Source organism: Occultella gossypii, from assembly GCF_019947135.1.
Taxonomy (GTDB): domain Bacteria; phylum Actinomycetota; class Actinomycetes; order Actinomycetales; family Beutenbergiaceae; genus Occultella; species Occultella gossypii.
On the sequence record NZ_JAGSHT010000007.1, the window covers coordinates 277,194 to 295,051 of the forward strand.

The 17,858-nt window shown below is 71.6% G+C and carries 17 protein-coding genes; 11 read left to right on the forward strand and 6 right to left on the reverse strand.

Annotation, left to right across the window (positions count from 1 at the left end; genetic code table 11):
- Window positions 1-161: 161 nt before the first annotated feature.
- From KCQ71_RS07970 to KCQ71_RS07985, 4 genes are read left to right on the forward strand one after another with little or no spacing between them, the layout of a single operon-like run.
- Window positions 162-1,187, forward strand: coding sequence for a putative F420-0 ABC transporter substrate-binding protein (locus KCQ71_RS07970; RefSeq protein ID WP_223404593.1), 1,026 nt, complete (start codon window positions 162-164; stop codon window positions 1,185-1,187).
- Window positions 1,184-2,338 carry a putative F420-0 ABC transporter permease subunit gene (locus KCQ71_RS07975; protein WP_372453960.1) on the forward strand — a complete coding sequence of 385 codons (1,155 nt, stop codon included), beginning with the start codon at window positions 1,184-1,186 and terminating at the stop codon, window positions 2,336-2,338. Before KCQ71_RS07970 ends, KCQ71_RS07975 begins: the two co-directional genes overlap by 4 nt.
- Complete coding sequence (locus tag KCQ71_RS07980) at window positions 2,335-3,192, forward strand: ABC transporter ATP-binding protein (RefSeq protein WP_223404595.1); 858 nt, start codon at window positions 2,335-2,337, stop codon at window positions 3,190-3,192. Before KCQ71_RS07975 ends, KCQ71_RS07980 begins: the two co-directional genes overlap by 4 nt.
- Before the next feature lie 10 nt (window positions 3,193-3,202).
- Complete coding sequence (locus KCQ71_RS07985; RefSeq protein WP_223404597.1) at window positions 3,203-4,492, forward strand: phospholipase D-like domain-containing protein; 1,290 nt, start codon at window positions 3,203-3,205, stop codon at window positions 4,490-4,492.
- On the opposite strand, the gene KCQ71_RS07990 is transcribed toward KCQ71_RS07985, so the two are convergent.
- From KCQ71_RS07990 to KCQ71_RS08005, 4 genes are all read right to left on the reverse strand, one after another.
- Entirely contained in the window at window positions 4,489-5,082 is a 594-nt protein-coding gene (locus KCQ71_RS07990) for an ASCH domain-containing protein (protein ID WP_223404598.1), read from the reverse strand. The two genes, KCQ71_RS07985 and KCQ71_RS07990, sit on opposite strands and share 4 nt — an antisense overlap.
- Window positions 5,083-5,092: 10 nt before the next feature.
- Window positions 5,093-5,632 (reverse strand): MOSC domain-containing protein, encoded by a 540-nt coding sequence (locus KCQ71_RS07995; RefSeq protein WP_223404600.1) that lies wholly within the window; start codon window positions 5,630-5,632, stop codon window positions 5,093-5,095.
- A 72-nt stretch (window positions 5,633-5,704) separates the two neighbouring features.
- Complete coding sequence (gene cofE, locus KCQ71_RS08000) at window positions 5,705-6,439, reverse strand: coenzyme F420-0:L-glutamate ligase (RefSeq protein WP_223404602.1); 735 nt, start codon at window positions 6,437-6,439, stop codon at window positions 5,705-5,707.
- A complete protein-coding gene (locus KCQ71_RS08005; protein WP_223404604.1) occupies window positions 6,440-7,438 on the reverse strand; it encodes a TIGR03557 family F420-dependent LLM class oxidoreductase in 999 nt (332 codons plus the stop codon). It abuts the gene before it with no gap.
- 177 nt (window positions 7,439-7,615) lie between these two features.
- On the opposite strand from KCQ71_RS08005, the gene rpmG reads away from it, so the two are divergent.
- Window positions 7,616-7,786 (forward strand): 50S ribosomal protein L33, encoded by a 171-nt coding sequence (rpmG, locus tag KCQ71_RS08010; RefSeq protein WP_223404606.1) that lies wholly within the window; start codon window positions 7,616-7,618, stop codon window positions 7,784-7,786.
- A gap of 61 nt (window positions 7,787-7,847) precedes the next feature.
- Here the strand turns inward: rpmG and KCQ71_RS08015 are convergent, their stop codons facing one another.
- Both KCQ71_RS08015 and KCQ71_RS08020 read right to left on the reverse strand, forming a co-directional pair.
- Window positions 7,848-8,783, reverse strand: coding sequence for a hypothetical protein (locus KCQ71_RS08015; protein ID WP_223404608.1), 936 nt, complete (start codon window positions 8,781-8,783; stop codon window positions 7,848-7,850).
- Window positions 8,784-8,878: 95 nt separating this feature from the next.
- The gene (locus KCQ71_RS08020; RefSeq protein WP_223404610.1) at window positions 8,879-10,216 is read right to left on the reverse strand and encodes a 6-phospho-beta-glucosidase; all 1,338 of its coding nucleotides are present in this window, start codon (window positions 10,214-10,216) and stop codon (window positions 8,879-8,881) included.
- Between the two features lie 19 nt (window positions 10,217-10,235).
- On the opposite strand from KCQ71_RS08020, the gene KCQ71_RS08025 reads away from it, so the two are divergent.
- The 6 genes from KCQ71_RS08025 to valS all read left to right on the forward strand — a co-directional run bounded on the left by KCQ71_RS08025 (window position 10,236) and on the right by valS (window position 17,769).
- On the forward strand, window positions 10,236-11,435 hold the full coding sequence (locus tag KCQ71_RS08025) for a carbohydrate kinase family protein (RefSeq protein WP_372453961.1): 1,200 nt from the start codon (window positions 10,236-10,238) through the stop codon (window positions 11,433-11,435).
- A gap of 26 nt (window positions 11,436-11,461) precedes the next feature.
- Window positions 11,462-12,829, forward strand: a complete 1,368-nt coding sequence (locus KCQ71_RS08030) for an extracellular solute-binding protein (RefSeq protein WP_223404612.1) — start codon at window positions 11,462-11,464, stop codon at window positions 12,827-12,829.
- Between the two features lie 47 nt (window positions 12,830-12,876).
- Window positions 12,877-13,746, forward strand: coding sequence for a carbohydrate ABC transporter permease (locus tag KCQ71_RS08035; protein ID WP_223404614.1), 870 nt, complete (start codon window positions 12,877-12,879; stop codon window positions 13,744-13,746).
- The gene (locus tag KCQ71_RS08040; protein ID WP_223404616.1) at window positions 13,743-14,561 is read left to right on the forward strand and encodes a carbohydrate ABC transporter permease; all 819 of its coding nucleotides are present in this window, start codon (window positions 13,743-13,745) and stop codon (window positions 14,559-14,561) included. The genes KCQ71_RS08035 and KCQ71_RS08040 overlap by 4 nt, the downstream gene beginning before the upstream one ends.
- Before the next feature lie 61 nt (window positions 14,562-14,622).
- Window positions 14,623-15,015: a VOC family protein gene (locus KCQ71_RS08045; RefSeq protein ID WP_223404618.1), complete on the forward strand. Its 393-nt coding sequence runs from the start codon at window positions 14,623-14,625 to the stop codon at window positions 15,013-15,015.
- 69 nt (window positions 15,016-15,084) lie between these two features.
- Window positions 15,085-17,769, forward strand: coding sequence for a valine--tRNA ligase (valS, locus tag KCQ71_RS08050; protein ID WP_223404620.1), 2,685 nt, complete (start codon window positions 15,085-15,087; stop codon window positions 17,767-17,769).
- Window positions 17,770-17,858 lie beyond the last annotated feature (89 nt).

Genomic DNA, 17,858 nt, shown 5'->3' on the forward strand with positions numbered 1-17,858 from the left:
GCGCCACAGGGAGCCGGCCGCGCGGGGGCGCGGTCGGCTCCCGTTGTAAGGTGGGAGATGACGGACACCGGGGCTGACTGTGCCCCGTGCCAGCCCGGCCCGATCTGGCCGGCAGGTCCAATGCGCAATCCCGAACGCCCACCCCGCGCTGGAGCCTGCCCATGTCCTCTGCTCGACCCTCCGCCGTGCGCCTCGTTGCGACGGTTCCGCTCGTCCTCACGCTGGTCGCCTGCTCGGCCGGCGCCGGTGGCGCGCCTGACGACGACTCCTCGGCGACCACCGACCAGGCCGTGGCCGGGTACCCGATCACGGTGGACAACTGCGGCACCGAGGTGACCCTGGACGCTCCCCCGCAGCGGATCGTCACCATCAAGTCGGCAGCGACGGAGATGGTGCTGGCGCTCGGCCTCGGCGAGCGGCTCGTCGGGACCGGCTTCGCCGACGGCCCGCTGCCGGACGACCTGGCCGACGCCGGAGCCGGCGTGCCCGTGCTCGCCGAGCAGGCGCCGTCGTCCGAAGTGGTGCTGAGCACCGAGCCCGACCTCGTCTACGCCGGGTGGGAGTCGAACCTGAGCGCCGAGACGGCCGGGGACCGGGCTGCCCTGGCCGACCTCGGCGTCGCCACCTACGTGAACCCATCGGCCTGTCTGGAGGAGGGCTACCAGCCAGACCCGCTCACGTTCGAGGGCGTGTTCGCCGACATCATCGAGGCCGGTGACCTGCTCGGCGCCCCGGGCGCGGCCGCGGACCTGGTGGCCGCCCAGCAGGCCGAACTGGCCCAGGTGACGCCGTCCGAGGCCGGGCTGACCGCGCTCTGGTACTCCTCGGGCTCGGACACCCCGTACGTCGGCGCCGGGATCGGGGCGCCGCAGATGCTGATGGACGCGATCGGGGTGGAGAACATCGCCGCGGACGTCCACGACTCCTGGTCGTCGCTGTCCTGGGAGGCGATCGCCGACGCCGAGCCGGACGTGATCATCCTGGTCGACTCGGCCTGGAACACGGCCGAGTACAAGATCGGCCAGCTCGAGGCGAACCCGACGACGGCACTGCTGCCCGCGGTCCAGGAGGGCCGGTACCTGATCGTGGACTTCCCGGCCACCGAGGCCGGGGTGCGCAGCGTGCCCGCGGCGACCGAGCTCGCCGCGCAACTGGCACAGCTGGAGCAGGAGGGCTCCGGATCATGACTCGGACCGACCTCGACGGTGGCCCGGCGCCCGGCACTGCGGACCCCGGCCCGTACCCCGCCGGCGCTCGCAAGCCGGCGCTGAGCAGCCCCGGTCGCACCCGAGCGGCGATGTCCCGGTCGGTGCTGCTCTGGCTACCTGTGGCGGTCGGGGTCCTGGTCGCATCGCTGCTGGTGTCGCTCACGATCGGGCCGGCGCAGATCACCGTCGCCGAGATCGCGGGGTCCGCGTGGCACCACCTCCTGGCCTGGCTGCACGGACTCGGAATCGGCGTCGACGTGCCACCGAACCCGCTCACCCAGATCCGGGACGGGATCGTCTGGGCCGGGCGCGCGCCCCGGTTGGCGACCGGCGCGTTCGTGGGTGCGGGGCTGGCCCTGTGCGGCGGGGTCATGCAGGCGATCACGCGCAACCCGCTCGCGGACCCGTACCTGCTGGGGGTGTCCTCGGGCGCGGCCCTCGGGGCGGTCGCGGTCCTGCTCCTCGGGCTCGGCGTGGCGCTGCCCGTCGCCGCCTTCGGTGGGGCGCTGCTTGCGCTCGGCGCCACCCTCGCGCTGGCCGGGATCGGCGGCGCCCTCACGCCGAACCGGACCATCCTGGCCGGGATCGCGGTGGCCCAGGCCTGCTCCGCGCTGGTGTCGTTCACGATCTTCGCGAGCGCCCGCGGGGACGCCTACCGGGAGATCATCAACTGGCTGATGGGGTCGCTGGCGGGCCGCACCTGGGCCTGGGTCGCGATCGCGGGCATCGCGACGGTCCTGATCGGGTTCATCGTGCTCGCGTTCGGGCGCACGCTCGACGCGTTCGCGTTCGGTGACGCCGCGGCGGCCTCCCTCGGCGTCCACGTCACCCGCACCCGGTGGGTGCTGCTGACGCTGACGGCGTTGCTCACCGGGGCGCTCGTCAGCGTCAGCGGCGCGATCGGCTTCGTCGGCCTCGTGCTCCCCCACGTGGTGCGGCTCCTGATCGGCGGGCGGCACCTGCGCCTGCTCCCGGTCGCGGCGTTCGGCGGCGCCACCTTCCTCATCTGGGCGGACACCGCGGCACGGACCGTGTTCGCGCCGCAGGAGGTCCCGGTGGGCATCCTCACCGCCGCGATCGGCGCCCCGGTGTTCGCCTGGCTTCTGGTGCGCTCGAGGAGGGCGGCATGAGCGGGGCGACGGAGCCGGCCGTGACGGTCGCGGACCTGTGGACGAGCGAGCTGCGGTACCGGATCAACGCGACGCAGATCCTCGGCGGCGTTGACGTCAGTGTCCGGTCCGGACGGGTGACCGGGGTGCTCGGCCCGAACGGATCCGGGAAGTCGACCCTGCTGCGGCTGATCGTGGGCGCCCTGCCGCCTTCGAGCGGTCACGTGCATCTGATGGGCCGGGACGTCGCCCGACTGAGCCGGCGCGAGCGGGCCCGTCGGGTGGCCTTCGTGGAGCAGGAGGCACACGCCGAGGTGGACCTGCGGGTCCGGGACGTGGTGCTCCTCGGGCGAACGCCGCACCGGCCGGCCTTCTCCGGGGACAGCGCCGCCGACCTCGATCTGGTCGAAGCCTCACTCCGGCGGACCGGCGCCCTGGACCTGGCGGACCGGGAGTTCGCGACCCTCTCGGGCGGGGAGAAGCAGCGGGTGCAGATGGCCCGGGCCCTGGCCCAGACCCCGCGGGTGCTGCTGCTGGACGAGCCCACGAACCATCTCGACGTCGCCGCCCAGCTGCAGGTGCTCGCACTGGTGCGGGAGGTCGCGGCGGCCGGCACCGGCGTGCTGATGGCCATCCACGACCTCGCCCACGCCGCCACGGTGTGCGACGACGTGCTCGTCCTGGACGCCGGCGTGGTGGCGGCCGCCGGACCACCGCGGGAGGTCCTCACCCCGGACCTGATCGCCGCCGTCTATGGTGTGCGGGCCGAATGGGTCGACGGCGAACACGGGTCCGCGCTGGTGTTCTCACCCCTGCTCGGCGGCGGCTCGGCTCGTCAGGAACGTACGATGTCGGCGGAGGCCTTCCGACTGTAGGTTGGGGCGCATGCCTGTGACCGAGGACGGACGACGCTGGCGCCTGGACATCCCCCGGCCGAGCATCAAGACCTTCATCAGGGCGGCGCGCTGGTGGATCGCGGCCACCGTGACGGTGCACCTCGGTGCGGCCGTGACCGTGATGACCGTGGACCACATGCGCAAGCGGCGCACCCCGCTGACCGGGGAGTTCCCGCGCACCGCCCCGCGCACCATGCCGGTGGCGGACTCGGAGGTGACGACGTTCACCTACGGGGCGGACGTCTTCGACGCGATGCTCGACTCGATCAACAACGCCAAGCACACCATCCTGTTCGAGACCTACATCTGGAAGGCCGACGAGGTCGGGCACCAGTTCAAGGAGGCATTGATCGCCGCCGCCCGCCGGGGGGTGAACGTCTACCTGATCTGGGACACGTTCGGGAACCTGGTGGTCGACCCCCGTTTCTACCGGATGCCCGATCTGCCCACGTTGCACGCGCTCCGTTTCCCGCTGTTCCGGGGCGGCATGCTCACCATGAACGTACGCAAGACCGGGCTCGATCACCGCAAGGTGCTCGTCGTGGACGGCAACGTCGGCTACGTCGGCGGGTACAACATCGGATCCTTGTACCGGACCCAATGGCGCGACACCCACGTGCGCGTCGAGGGCCCGTCGGTGTGGGAGCTGGAGAACGCCTTCGTCGACTTCTGGAACGACCACCGGAAGGCGGACCTCCCCGAACTCCCGGACACCGGTGCGCATGGTTGGGAGCCTCGGATCCGTGCGGCACAGAATGCGCCGAGCCGGCTGCTGTTCCCCGTGCGCGGCCTGTACCTGGAGGCGATCGACCGGGCCGAGTCCCACGTGTACATCACGCAGGCGTACTTCATCCCGGACCGGGAGATCCTTGCCACCCTCATCGCGGCCGCTCGCCGCGGCGTGGACGTCCGGGTCCTCATCCCGGAGGTCTCCAACCACGTGCTGGCGGACTGGGCCGCGCGGTCCTACTACACCCGTCTCCTCGAAGCCGGCGTGACCCTCTGGCTGTTCAAGGACGCCATGGTGCACGCCAAGACCATGACCGTCGACGGCCGCTGGTCCACCATCGGCACCACCAACATCGACCGGATGTCGATGACCGGGAACTTCGAGGTGAACCTCGAGTTCTACGACGACGAGCTCGCCGCGCAGATGGAGCACGTGTTCAAGACGGACCTGACCAACGCACGGCAGCTGACGCCGCAGGAATGGAACGAGCGCGGCCCGGTGACCCGGCTCCTGGAGTACCTGATCAGGCCGTTCGGGCCGCTCCTCTAGCCGGACTCGGCCGCTCGGGCGGCCAGGTAGGCCCGGCCGCGGGGCGAGAGCTCGTACCCGACCGGCAGGCTCAGGGTGAGGCCGAGGTTCTTGAGCTTGCGCACGTCCAGCTTGAACGGGTCCCGCTCCCGGCCGACCATGCCGGCCAGGTCCGGGGCGCGGCGGGCCGGGTGGTCGCGGATCAGGGCCAGGGTCTGCGCCGTCCACGGGCCGTGGCTGCTGGCCCGGTCCAGTCGGTCCAGCCGCGCGGTGATGGCGGACACGTCGTCGGGTCCGAGCCGGTCGGAGGCGGCCAGGTCGGCGCGCTCGTCCGGGCCGTCGTCCAGGTGGAACCGGACGCGATAGGTCGGCAGGTCCGGGGTGCCACGCAGGTCCGCGACGAGGGTCGCCGCATCCGGGTAGCCGGCCCGGACGGCCTCGGAGTCGGTGATCTGCGCGGAATCCACGACAGACACCTCGTCCACGGCGAGGCGTCCGACGACGGTCCGGTACCTGTTCCCGGCAAGGACCTGGTGGCGCTTCCACCGGCGGAACGTGAGCGTCACCGCACCCGACTGCACCCCGTCGCGGAACCGTGCCTCGAACAGCATGGCCTCGACCCTAGACGCCCGTGAGGGCGTAGTGGGGCTCCGGTGGCAGTTCGACGGAGATCGATTCCCCGGGCCGGACCGTGCCGCTGCGCGCCACGACACCCATGACCCCCGCGAGCTTGTGCACCTGCCCGGAGTCGTCCTTGCGGAGCACCTTCTTGAGCAGTCCGGGCTGGAAGTCGTTGATCTGCTGGCACGGATTCCGCAGGCCGGTCACGATGATGACCGCGTCGGCGATGTGCAGCCGGGTGCCGACGGGCAGTTCGAGCAACGGGACACCCACGGTGGTGATGTTCTCGCCCAGCTGTCCGGGGGCCACCCGGTGACCCGCCTCGCCGAGGTCCTCGAGGAGTTCGGCATGGATCAGATGCACCTGGCGCAGGTTCGGCTGACTGGGGTTGGCGGCCACCCGGCTCCGGTGCTTCACCGTGGCACCGGCATGAGCATCCCCCCGGACGCCGACCCCCTCCACCAGTTCGATCACTGGGGTCGAGGACTTGCTGAAGGTGTGGGTCGGGCTGACGTGGACCGAATCGACTCTGGCACTCATATGTTGCTGATCCTAAGCGGGTCGGCGGACCCGACCCGTGGCTGGTCGCGAGGCCCGCGGCTGGTGGAACATTCAACTGCCGGTCCGGAACATGTCCTCCTCGGGGGGGCGGATCGCGACGGCCGCGCCGTCGCCGTCCTCGTGGGTGACCAGGTGGCCGAGCCCCCGGACGACGGCGAACGGGCGACCCTTCGCCTTGCCGCGCACGAGGTCCGCGGCGCCGGCGATCTCGTCGGCGACCGCAATCACGCTGGCGCGCAGGTCCCGGCCCTGCATGTCCTTCTGGCCGCGCAGGTCCTCCAGGACGTCGATGCCGGCCGCGCCGATGGAGATGTCGGCGATGCCGCGACGCCACGGGCGGCCCACGGTGTCGGTGATCAGCACGCCGGGGCGCAGTCCGAGCCGGGCGTTCAGGCCGCGCCGGATCCGCCGGGCCGAGGCGTCCGGGTCCTCCGGGAGCAGCAGCACGGTCCCGGGCAGCACGTTGGAGGCGTCCACGCCGGCGGCGGCCATCACCAAGCCCTGCCTGTTCTCCACGATCCGCAGCGTGGAGCCGTCCGGGTACTCGCGGGTCGCGACCACGCGCACCGTCTCGGCGGTGATCGCGGCTTCGCGGTCCTTGCCTGCCACGAGCCGGCCCTCGGACTTGGCCACGACCTTGGAGGCGATCACGATGATGTCCCCCTCGGCAAGCCCGGTCGAGCCGTCGGGCCAGGTCAAGGTGGCCAGGAGCGGGGTGAGCAGCGCGGCCAGGTCCGTCCCGGACGTGACCTCACCAACACCATCGGGCGCTTGGACGAGCAGCATTCAGCGGACCACCTTCGGGAGGACGTCGCGGCCGAAGGTCTCGATCCAGTCCGTCTGGTTACGGCCGACGTTGTGCAGATAGATACGGTCGAATCCTAGGTCCGCGTAGGCCTGGATCGCGCGCAGGTGCACGTCCGGGTCCGCGGAGATCACGAGCCTGCCCTCGAAGTCCTCCGGACGGACCATCTTCGCCACCTGGGCGAACTCGAACGGCGACCGGATGTCCGCCTTCGGGAACCGCATCGCGCCGTTCGGCCACTGGGTCATCGCGTTCGTCAGCGCCTCGGCGTCGGTCGGCGCCCAGGACAGGTGCAGCCGCACCACCCTCGTCATCGAGTCCGGCTCCCGGCCGGCCTCCTTCGCGCCGGCCGCGAACCGGTCGAGCAGGGTGGCCACCTTGTCCACCGGGGCGCCGATGGTGATCAGGCCGTCGGCGTGCTTGCCCGCGCGGCGCGCGGTCACCGGCCCCGCGGTCGCGATGAGGATCTCCGGCGCCACCTCGGGCATCGTCCACAACCGGGTCGATTCGAGCTTGAAGTACTCCCCGCTGTGCTTGTAGTCCCGTCCTGCGAGGGAGTTCGAGAACAGCCGGCCGATGATGTCCACCGCTTCGAACATCCGGTTGATCCGCTCCGGCGCCTCCGGCCAGTACCCACCGACGATGTGCTCGTTGATCGCCTCACCCGAGCCGATCCCGAGCCAGTGCCGGCCCGGGTACATCGCCGCCAGGGTCGCGCTCGCCTGCGCGACCATGGCCGGGTGCCACCGGAACGTCGGGGTACTCACGCCCGGACCGATGTCGCCGGAGGTGCGCTCCCCGAGCGCGGCCAGCACGTTCCACACGAAGGACGCCTGACCCTGCGCGGGCACCCACGGCTGGTAGTGGTCAGCCGCCATCACCCCGGAGAACCCGTGCGCCTCCGCGTGGGCCGCGTGGGCGAGCACGTCCGTGGGATGGAACTGCTCGAGCATCGCCGCGTAGCCGATGGTCAACGTCATGAAGCGAGCCTAGGTCACGGTCGGCGACCGTCTCGTTGTCCATCGGTCGATGGACGTAGGTCTCGCGGATGCCAGCCACTGTCGGGAATGATTCCCACCTGCGCGCCGTTGAACGGGTGTCCGGCGCAGTGCCGGATGCCAGCGCGCGGGCAGCCCCGCGCAGAAGGAGAAGCGTCGATGGCCTCGACCAGCAAGACCCTGCGACCGAAGATCACCCTGCGGTCCACCGCGGGCACCGGCTACGAGTACGTGTCCACCAAGAGCCGCCGCAACGATCCCGACCGGCTCGTGCTGACCAAGTTCGACCCGCGGGTGCGCCGGCACGTGGAGTTCCGCGAGGCGCGCTGACCGCGCTGCTGCTCCGGTGGCGGGCGTCGACGCCCGCCTCCGGCAGTGCTGACGGCCGGGCTCAGTCGGCGGCGGGCGCCGACGTCCACTCGCCCGGGCGCTCGTGGGCCGGGTTCGCGACCCGCACCTGCGGCCAGAGTTCGGCCCAGCCGTCCTCGTCGAAGGTTCCGTCCGGGCACTCGAACCGCAGTTCGGTGGTGTCCAGGTAGGCGGTGCCCCAGTAGTCGAGCATCACTTCGGTGCGGGCGGCGCCGCGCACCACGGCACCCTCGGTGTTCGTCCAGTCGGAGGTGAGCAGGTTGGTCCGGTCCTGCGGGTCGGCGTCCGCAGCGGCGCCGTTGAACAGGGCGAGGTCGGTCGCCGCCGAGGCACCGGCGCCGCCGTCCGCAGCCTGGTGCCCGGTGAGGGTCGTCGCGGACAGCTCACGGGCGTTGCCGGCCTCGCGCGGGTTCACCGGATCCTCCCCCGCGCTCGCGCGGGTCAAGTAGGTGCACCGGCCGACCAGGATCTCGGCCCATCCGTCCGCCGTCACGGCACCATCGCCCCGGGTATAGCCCGGCGGCGGCCGCAGCAGTGTGGGCGGTGTCGGCGCCGGCGTGGCCCCCGGGTCGGTGGGTGCGTCGGTCGGCTCCGGGGAGGGTGACGTCGTCGGATCGGACGTGGTCGGGCCCGACGTGGGCGTCTCGGCGCCCGGGTCGGAGGTGGTCGGGTCCGGCGTGGGCGTCGTGGCCGGCTCGCTCGGCTCCGGCGTGCCGGGGTCTGCGGACGTCGCTCCCGGAGCCGGGGTGCCGGTGCTGCCCGGCGTGGTGGACGACGGCGTGTCCCCCGGTCCGTCGCCCTGGCTCTCCTCGGGCGTGGGGTCGGTCTGCTGGGGTGCCGCGGGCGTGATCGGTTCCTCCGGTGGGAGGGTCTGCTCGGCGGCGCAGCCCGCGAGCGCCACGATGCTCGCCAGGGTCAGCCCGACGATGGCGCGGCGCATCCGCAACACTCCCGCCATAGACTTCCCCTCGTCCTCGGATCCTCCCCCTACGCCCCCCGGCGATCCGAGTGTGCCACGCCGAATCGCGAATGGCACCCGTGGCGTGAGATAACTCACTCGGCGTGCAGGACCGCCGCGATCTGAGGGCTGGCGGCCGTGTAACCGTCCAGGAGACGCCGGGCCAGGTCCACCGAATCCACCAACGGGTGCACCGCGAACGCCCGCCAGGCGAGGTCGCGCGAGCCGGTCCGAGCGGCCTCGATGAGCAGCCGGTCCGCGGCCTTGACCGCCGTGACCAGGCCCAGCTCGTCCAGGCTCAGCGGCGACAGCGGCACCATCGGCACCACCCCCGAGGAGTCCACGCGGCAGGGCACCTCGATCACCGCGTCGTCCGGCAGCGTCGGGATGATGCCGTTGTTCGCGACGTCCAGGATCATCGACGCGCGCTCGCCCGCGAGCAGGGCCGCCATCAGGTCGACGGCCACCTCGTGGTAACCGCCGCCCTCGACGTCATCCTGCTCCCGCTCGCCCTCGCGAGCCTCGGCCATGTAGGTGGCCTCCCGCTCGTGCAGGGTCTCGTCCCACGCGGCTCGGGCGCCAGCGCTGGTGCCCGCGCGCGCGTAGAACGCCGACTGCTGGGCGTCGAGGAACTCACCACGGGTCCGCTCGGCACCGGAGATCCGGGCCGCCGCCTCCCGCGCGAAGTAGTAGTAGTACAGGTACTCGTTCGGGATGGCCCCCAGCGTCCGGACCCACGCCGGTCCCAGGGTGCGCGCCTCCTCGATCGAGGCGAGCAGCCCGTCGTCGGCGAGCAGCTCGGGAAGGCGATCGACGCCGTCGACCCGCATTGAGTGCAACCACCCGAGGTGGTTCAGCCCCACGTAGTCGACGACGGCGTCGGCGAGGTCCACGCCGAGGGTCCGGGCGACCCGCCGGACCAGGCCGATCGGGGTGTCGCAGATGCCGACCACCCGGTCCCCCAGGTGGGTCCGCATCACCTCGGTGATGATGCCCGCGGGGTTGGTGAAGTTGATGGTCCAGGCCTGCGGTGCGAGCGCCGCGATGCGGGCGGCGACGTGGTCCATGACGGGCACGGTGCGCAGGGCGTAGGCCAGACCGCCCGCGCCGATCGTCTCCTGGCCGAGCAGGCCGAGGCCGAGGGCGACCCGTTCGTCGACGGTGCGCCCGTGCGTGCCGCCCACCCTGATCGCGCTGAACACGACGTCGATGCCGGCGACGGCGGAGTCCAGGTCCGCGGCAATGGTCACCGTGGGCGGGTGCGGCAGGTCGGCGGCCATGCCGTCGAGGACGGCCGCCATGGTCCGCAGCCTGGCCGGGTCGGTGTCCTGCAGCACGACCTCGGTGGTGCCCACGCGGTCGTTGGCGCGGGCCAGCGCCGAGTAGACCAGCGGCACCCGGAACCCGCCGCCGCCGAGGATGGCAATTCTCATGTCCGCAACGTAGCCCACCATGGCAGACTCCCTACTCACCATGATCTACCCCGCCAGGCCGCCCGCCGCCGCCCCTGTCCCACCCACGCTCGACGTGCTGCTGGCCGGGACCGTCTTCTTCGACCTGGTCTTCACCGGGTTCCCGGTCCCGCCGGCACCGGGAACGGAGGTCTGGACCGAGGGCATGGGCTCCTCCCCCGGCGGCATCGCGAACCTGGCCGTGGCGACCGCACGCCTCGGCCTGCGCACCGGCCTGGCGGCCGGCTTCGGCGACGACCTGTACGGCGACTGGATGTGGTCGGTGCTGCGCGACCAGGAGCACGTGGACCTGAGCCGGTCCCGGCGCTTCCACGACTGGCACACCCCGGTCACCGTCTCCCTCGCGCTGGACGACGACCGGTCGATGGTGACTCACGGGCACCCCGCGCCCGAGCCGATCACCGACCTGCTCTCGCCGCCGCCGCGCACCCGCGCGGTGCTCGCCGACCTCGGCGACCCGGAGTTGCGGGAGGCATCCTGGTGGCGCGAGGCCGCCAGGGACGGCGCGCTCATCTTCGCCGACGCCGGCTGGGATCCCGAGCAGCAGTGGGACCGGCGGATCCTCACCGATCTCGCCGACTGCCACGCGTTCACCCCGAACGCCGAGGAGGCGATGGGCTACACCCGCACCACGACCCCCGAGGCGGCCCTGGTGGCACTCGCCGATCACGTGCCACTCGCGGTGGTCACCCGCGGACACAAGGGCGTGATCGCCATCGACTCCTCCACCGGGGAGCGGGCGGCGGCGCCTTCGCTGCGGGTCGGTGCGATCGACCCGACCGGCGCCGGCGACGTGTTCGCCGCGGCCCTGGTGCTGGGCACCCTGCGCGGCTGGCCGCTGCAGAAGCGGCTCCGGTTCGGCGTGCTCTGCTCGGCGCTGGCCGTGCAGCAGTTCGGCGGCTCGCTGGCCGCGCCCGGGTGGGGCGACCTCGCCGACTGGTGGCGCCTGACGAAGGAGCACGCGGCCGCCGGCAAGCCCGATGCCCGTGAGACCGTGACCCACTACGGCTTCATGGAGGAGTGCCTGAAGGGTGTGGACACCCGCCGGGTGCGACGGGCCGAGGCCACGATCGCCCGGTTCTCGGACGCGGACGTCGCCACCGACGAGCCCGTCGCCCAACCTGCGCTGCGCTATCCGCCGCCGCCCCCGCGACCTGACGGGCCGCCGTCGACCCGCTGACCCATCCCCGAAACGCAAGGACGATCATGAACCGCAATGCTTTGAAGATCTCGACGGCGGTGCTCGCCGCCGGCGTGCTGCTCGCCGCCTGCGCCCCCGGCTCGGGCTCGGAGGATCCCCCGGAGTCCGAGGACCGGGAGATCTCGACCGACCTCGCCGCCCTCGGGGATATCACGCTGACCGTGTGGGACCAGGAGACCCGCGGCGGCCAGGACGAGCAGATGACGCAGTTGAACGACGCGTTCATGGAGGCCTACCCGAACATCACCATCGAGCGGCTCTCGCAGTCCTTCGACGACCTCGAGACGACCCTGCGCGGTGCCCTCACCGGGGACGACGCCCCAGACGTGGTGCAGGCCAACAACTCCCGCGGCACCATGGGCGCGTTCGTCGGCGCCGACCTGCTGCTGGACCTGACCCCGTACGCGGACGCCTACGGCTGGACCGACCGGTACTCGGAATCGGTGCTGGCGGCCTCGACCTACTCCGCGGACGGCGTGACGTTCGGCGAGGGCAACATCTACGGGCTGCCGCAGGTCGGTGAGATCGTTGGGATCTTCTACTCCCGGGCCGCGCTGAGCGCCGCGGGCATCGACGAGGCGGCGCTGACGGGCGGCACCTGGGCGGACTTCACCGCCGCGCTGGCGAGCGCGCAGGCCGCCGGTCAGGTGCCGATCCAGCTCGGCAATCTGGACGGCTGGCCGGCCGTGCACGTGTTCGGCCCGATCCAGGGCCAGCACGTGCCCGCGGACCAGATCGCCGCCCTCGGGCAGGGCAACGCGGGCGCCTCCTGGCTCACCCCCGAGAACGAGGCCGCGGCCGCCGAGCTGCAGGGCTGGGTGGAGTCCGGCTACTTCAACGAGGGCCCGAACGGCACCGACTACGACGCCGCCTGGGCCTCCTTCGGGGAGGGCACCGGCACGTTCCTGATCGGTGGTTCCTGGCTCGCCGCGGACCTCGAGGCGGCCATGGGCGAGGACGTCGGCTTCATGGCGCCGCCGCCCGCGGAGGCCGGCGGACAGCGCGCCACCACCGGTGCGACGGGACTCCCGTTCGCCGTCACGGCGCAGAGCCCGAACGCGGACGCCGCGGCCGGGTACATCGACTTCATCACCAGCGACGACGCGATGGCGGTCCTCGCCGAGACCGGCAACATGCCGGTGAACCGGACCGCCGAGCTGGCCCCGGAGTCCGGGGTGAACGCGGACATCTTCGCGGCGTTCGGCGATGTCAGCGAGAACGGGCACCTGCTGCCGTACCTGGACTGGGCGACCCCGACCATGGGTGACACGATCGGCGCGGCACTGCAGGACCTGATCGCCGCCCAGACGGACCCGGCGCAGTTCACGCAGGTCCTGGAGGACGACTACAGCGCGTTCGTCGCTGAAGGCTGAGCGAGGGTGCACGACGCGACGGGCCGGGCACAGACTGCGGGCGCACGATGAGGCACCAGCGCCGCTACCTGCCGTACCTGTACCTGGCCCCCGCCCTGCTGCTGTTCGGCGGGTTCCTGATCTACCCGCTGATCCGGTCGGTGCAGTTCTCCCTGTTCTCCTGGGACGGTCTCGGGGCGTCGGAGTTCGTCGGGTTCGACAACTACGTGGAACTGTTCACCGACGAGGTGCTCCGGGCCGCGTTCGGGCACGCCCTCGTGCTGATCTTCTTCTTCAGCGTGCTGCCGCTGGTGCTCGGCCTGGTGGTCGCGGCGATCCTGAACCGGGCGCAGGTGCGCGGCCTCGGTCTGTTCCGGACCGTGGTGTTCCTGCCGCAGGTCCTGGCCATGGTGGTCGTGGCGGTGGCGTGGCGGCAGATCTACGCCCCCGACGGCAGCCTCAACACCGCGCTGCGCGCCCTCGGCCTCGATGCGCTCACCCGGACCTGGCTCGGTGACTACACGTGGACGCTGCCGGCGGTGGGGATCGTCGGCACCTGGGTGCAGACCGGGCTCGTCACGGTGCTGCTGCTGGCCGGGATGGGGCGGGTGCCGCGGGAGCTGTTCGAGGCGGCCCGGCTCGACGGCGCCGGGGCGATCCGGGAGTTCTTCGCGATCACACTGCCGAGCGTGCGCGGGGAGATCGCGGTGGCCCTGACCCTCACGATCGTGGCCGCGCTGAAGACGTTCGACCTCGTCTACGTGACCACCGGCGGCGGCCCCGGCAACTCCACCACGGTGCCCGCCTACGAGGTGTTCCAACGGGCGTTCCGGGAGGGCGCGGTGGGCTCGGCGGCCGCGATCGCCGTCGCCCTCACGGCGATCATCTTCGTGCTGAACGTGATCGTGAACCGGATCGCCGAGGGGCGTGAGGAATGATCACCTCCGGCACAGAACGCGCCCTGAACTACGTGATCCTGATCGTGTTCGCGGCGTTCGCGCTCGCCCCGATCGTCACGGTGCTGGCCGCGGCGCTCTCACCGCAGTCCGCCGCCGCCTCACCCGGGATCCTCGGGCTGCACCCGGAGAACTTCGTCGACGCCTGGACCGAGGGCGAGTTCTCGCGATACCTGCGCACGTCGCTGCTGGTGTCGGTGACCGTGGTGTCGGTGGCCGTGGTCGCGTCCATCCTGTCCGGGTTCGCGTTCGGCACGATGAGGTTCGCCGGCTCGCGGGCACTGTTCTACCTGTTCCTGCTCGGCATCATGGTGCCGACCGAGGCGATCGTGGTGCCACTGTTCTACGACCTGCGCGACCTCGGGCTGACAAACACGCTGTGGGCCGTGGCACTGCCGCAGATCGCCCAGTCGGTCGCGTTCGGCACCTACTGGATGCGCGCGTACTTCCGGACCAGTCCGCCGTCGCTGATCGAGGCCGCCACCCTCGACGGCGCCAGCCCACGCCGCGTGCTGTGGTCGATCCTCGTGCCGATCGGTCGGCCGGCGGTCATGACCCTGACCGTGCTGGCGTTCATGTGGACCTGGAACGAGTTCCTGATCCCGCTGGTGATGAGCCCGAACGGGGAGTTCCGCACCGCCCCGCTCGCGCTGGCGATCTTCAAGGGACAGCACGTACAGGCGACTGCGCTGCTGGCCGCTGCCGCGGTGCTGGTGGCCCTTCCGGTGGTGATCCTGTACCTGTTCGCGCAGCGGTCCTTCATCCGCGGCATGCTGGAGGGTGCCGTGCGGGAGTAGCGGCCGTAGGCTGGGACCCGCGGCCGCGAGCGGCGCGGCCTCGACGTGGAGGTGGCTGGCGATGACTGGTCGAGTGGTGCATTTCGAGGTCCCGTTCGACGACGGCGACCGGGCCCGCAGTTTCTACCGTGACATCTTCGGCTGGCAGATCGACTCGATGCCCGGCTTCGACTACTCGTTCGTCAGCACCGGCCCGAGCGCGCCCGAGCAGGGCCCCACGGAGCCCGGCTACATCGGCGGCGGCATGATGCAGCGCCAGGCCCCGATCGACAAACCGGTGATCACGATCGACACCGCGGACATCGACGCCACGCTGGAGAAGGTGACCGCTGCGGGCGGTGCCGTCGTGGTCGGCAAGAACGAGATCGGCGAGGGCATGGGCTTCACCGCCTACGTGACCGACTCCGAAGGCAACCTGATCGGGTTGTACCAGAGCGCCAGGCCGGCCGGGTGAGCCGGCGGGGCTGACGCCGACCGGATAACGGTTCGGCCGCACCCCGGTGATCTGGGATGATCTAGAACCATGACTTCCAGTGCATCCTCCACCCGTCCCGCACCCGCTCCGACCGAGGCCATCCGCCCGGTCGCGCAGGTACCGGACAAGCCCTCCCTGGAGGGCCTGGAGGAGCGCTGGGGCGCGGCCTGGGCGCAGGAGCAGACCTACGCCTTCGACCGCAGCGCCACCCGCGAGCAGGTCTACTCCATCGACACCCCGCCGCCCACGGTGTCCGGCTCGCTGCACGTGGGCCACGTGTTCTCCTACACGCACACCGACGTGGTGGCCCGGTTCCAGCGGATGCGCGGGCGCGAGGTGTTCTACCCGATGGGCTGGGACGACAACGGCCTGCCCACCGAGCGCCGGGTGCAGAACTACTACGGGGTGCGCTGCGACCCGTCGCTGCCGTACGTGGCGGACTACACCCCCCCGCACGACGGCGGCGACGGCAAGTCCGTCAAGGCCGGGGACCAGCAGCCCATCTCCCGGCGCAACTTCGTTGAGCTGTGCCAGCGCCTCACCGCCGAGGACGAACAACAGTTCGAGCACCTATGGCGCTACCTCGGCCTCAGTGTGGACTGGTCCCAGCACTACCAGACCATCGGCGACCGGGCCCAGCAGGTGGCGCAGACCGCGTTCCTGCGCAACCTGGCCCGCGGCGAGGCCTATCAGGCCGAGGCCCCGGGGCTGTGGGACGTCACGTTCCAGACCGCGGTCGCCCAGGCCGAGCTCGAGGCCCGCGACTATCCAGGCCACTTCCACAAGATCACCTTCCATACGCCCGACGGCGAGAGCGTGGTCATCGAGACCACCCGCCCCGAGCTGCTCCCGGCGTGTGTGGCGCTGATCGCGCACCCGGACGACGAGCGGTACGCCCACCTGTTCGGCACCACCGTCACGTCGCCGTTGTTCGGGGTGGAACTGCCGGTGCTCGCACACCCGCTGGCGGAGCCCGACAAGGGCGCCGGCATCGCGATGTGCTGCACGTTCGGCGACCTCACCGACGTCACCTGGTGGCGTGAGCTCCAGCTGCCCACGCGTTCGGTGATCGCCCGGGACGGGCGGCTGCTGCGGGACACCCCGGACTGGCTGACCACCGAGGCCGGCCGCGCGACGTACGCCGAGATCGGCGGCAAGACGACGTTCTCGGCGCGGGCCGCCGTCGTCGACGCGTTGCGCGAGAGCGGCGACCTGCTCGGCGAGCCGGTGGCCACCCAGCGCAAGGCGAACTTCTACGAGAAGGGTGACAAGCCGCTCGAGATCGTCACGTCCCGGCAGTGGTACATCCGCAACGGCGGCCGTGAGGTCCCGGGCCGTGACCTGCGCGCCGAGCTGCTCGCCCGCGGCGATGAGCTCGACTTCCACCCCGAGTTCATGGCCGTCCGGTACGCGAACTGGGTCGGCGGGCTGAACGGCGACTGGCTGATCTCCCGTCAGCGGTTCTTCGGCGTGGCGATCCCGCTCTGGTACCCGGTGACGGCGGACGGCGAGATCGACCACGCCCACCCGATCGTCCCGGACGAGGCCAGCCTGCCGATCGACCCGTCCTCGCACGTGCCGCACGGGTTCACCGAGGACCAGCGCGGCGTCCCGGGCGGTTTCGTGGCCGACCCGGACATCATGGACACCTGGGCGACGTCCTCGCTGACCCCGCAGATCGCCGGCGGCTGGCTGGTGGACTCCGACCTGTTCTCCCGGGTGTTCCCGATGGACCTGCGAGCGCAGGGGCAGGACATCATCCGCACCTGGCTGTTCTCCACGATCGTGCGCTCACATCTGGAGCACGGCGCCCTGCCGTGGGCGCACGCCGCCATCTCCGGGTGGATCCTGGACCCGGACCGCAAGAAGATGTCCAAGTCCAAGGGCAACGTGGTGACCCCGCTCGCGATGCTCGAGGAGCACGGTTCGGACGCGGTCCGGTACTGGGCGACCTCGGCCCGCCTCGGCACGGACGCCTCGTTCGACCCGCAGCGGCCGACCCAGATCAAGATCGGGCGCCGACTCGCGATCAAGGTGCTGAACGCCTCGAAGTTCGCGCTCTCGTTCGCCGGGGACTCCCCCGTCCGGCTCGATCCGGACGCCGTGACCGAACCGATCGACCGGGCCATCCTGCGCGGCCTCGCCGATGTGGTGGACACGGCCACGGCGGCGCTGGACGCCTACGACCACACCCAGGCGCTGGAGGTGGCGGAGACGTTCTTCTGGACGTTCTGCGACGACTACCTGGAGCTCGTCAAGGACCGGGCCTACGGTCGTGAGGGCTTGGACCCGGCCGCGGTGGCCTCGGCCCGGGCGGCGCTCTCGCTCGCCCTGGACACGATCCTGCGCCTGTTCGCCCCGGTGTTGCCGTACGCCACCGAGGAGGTCTGGTCCTGGTGGCGGGAGGGCTCGGTGCACCGCGCCGCCTGGCCCACCTCCGACGTGCTCCGCGAAGCCGCGGGCGACGGCGACCCCGAGCTGGTCGCTGTGGCCGGCACCGCCCTGGCCGCGCTGCGCAAGGTGAAGTCCGAGGCCAAGGTCTCCCAGCGGACCAAGTTCGCCTCGGCCGAGCTGACCCTTGACCCGGCGAACCACGACCGGGTGCTCGCCGTGCTTTCGGACCTGCGCGCCGCGGGCGGCGTGGCCGGCGACCTCACCCTCGCAGCCGCGGGCGACGGCACCGACGGCGTCACCGTCGCCGGCGACCTCCTACCCGCCGAACCCAAGCAGTAGTTCCGCTCGCGGGGGTGCGAGGGTTTCCGCGAGCTCGGTGCCGAGATCGCTGATGGCCTGTTCGGTGCCACCCACGCTGAGGACGGCAA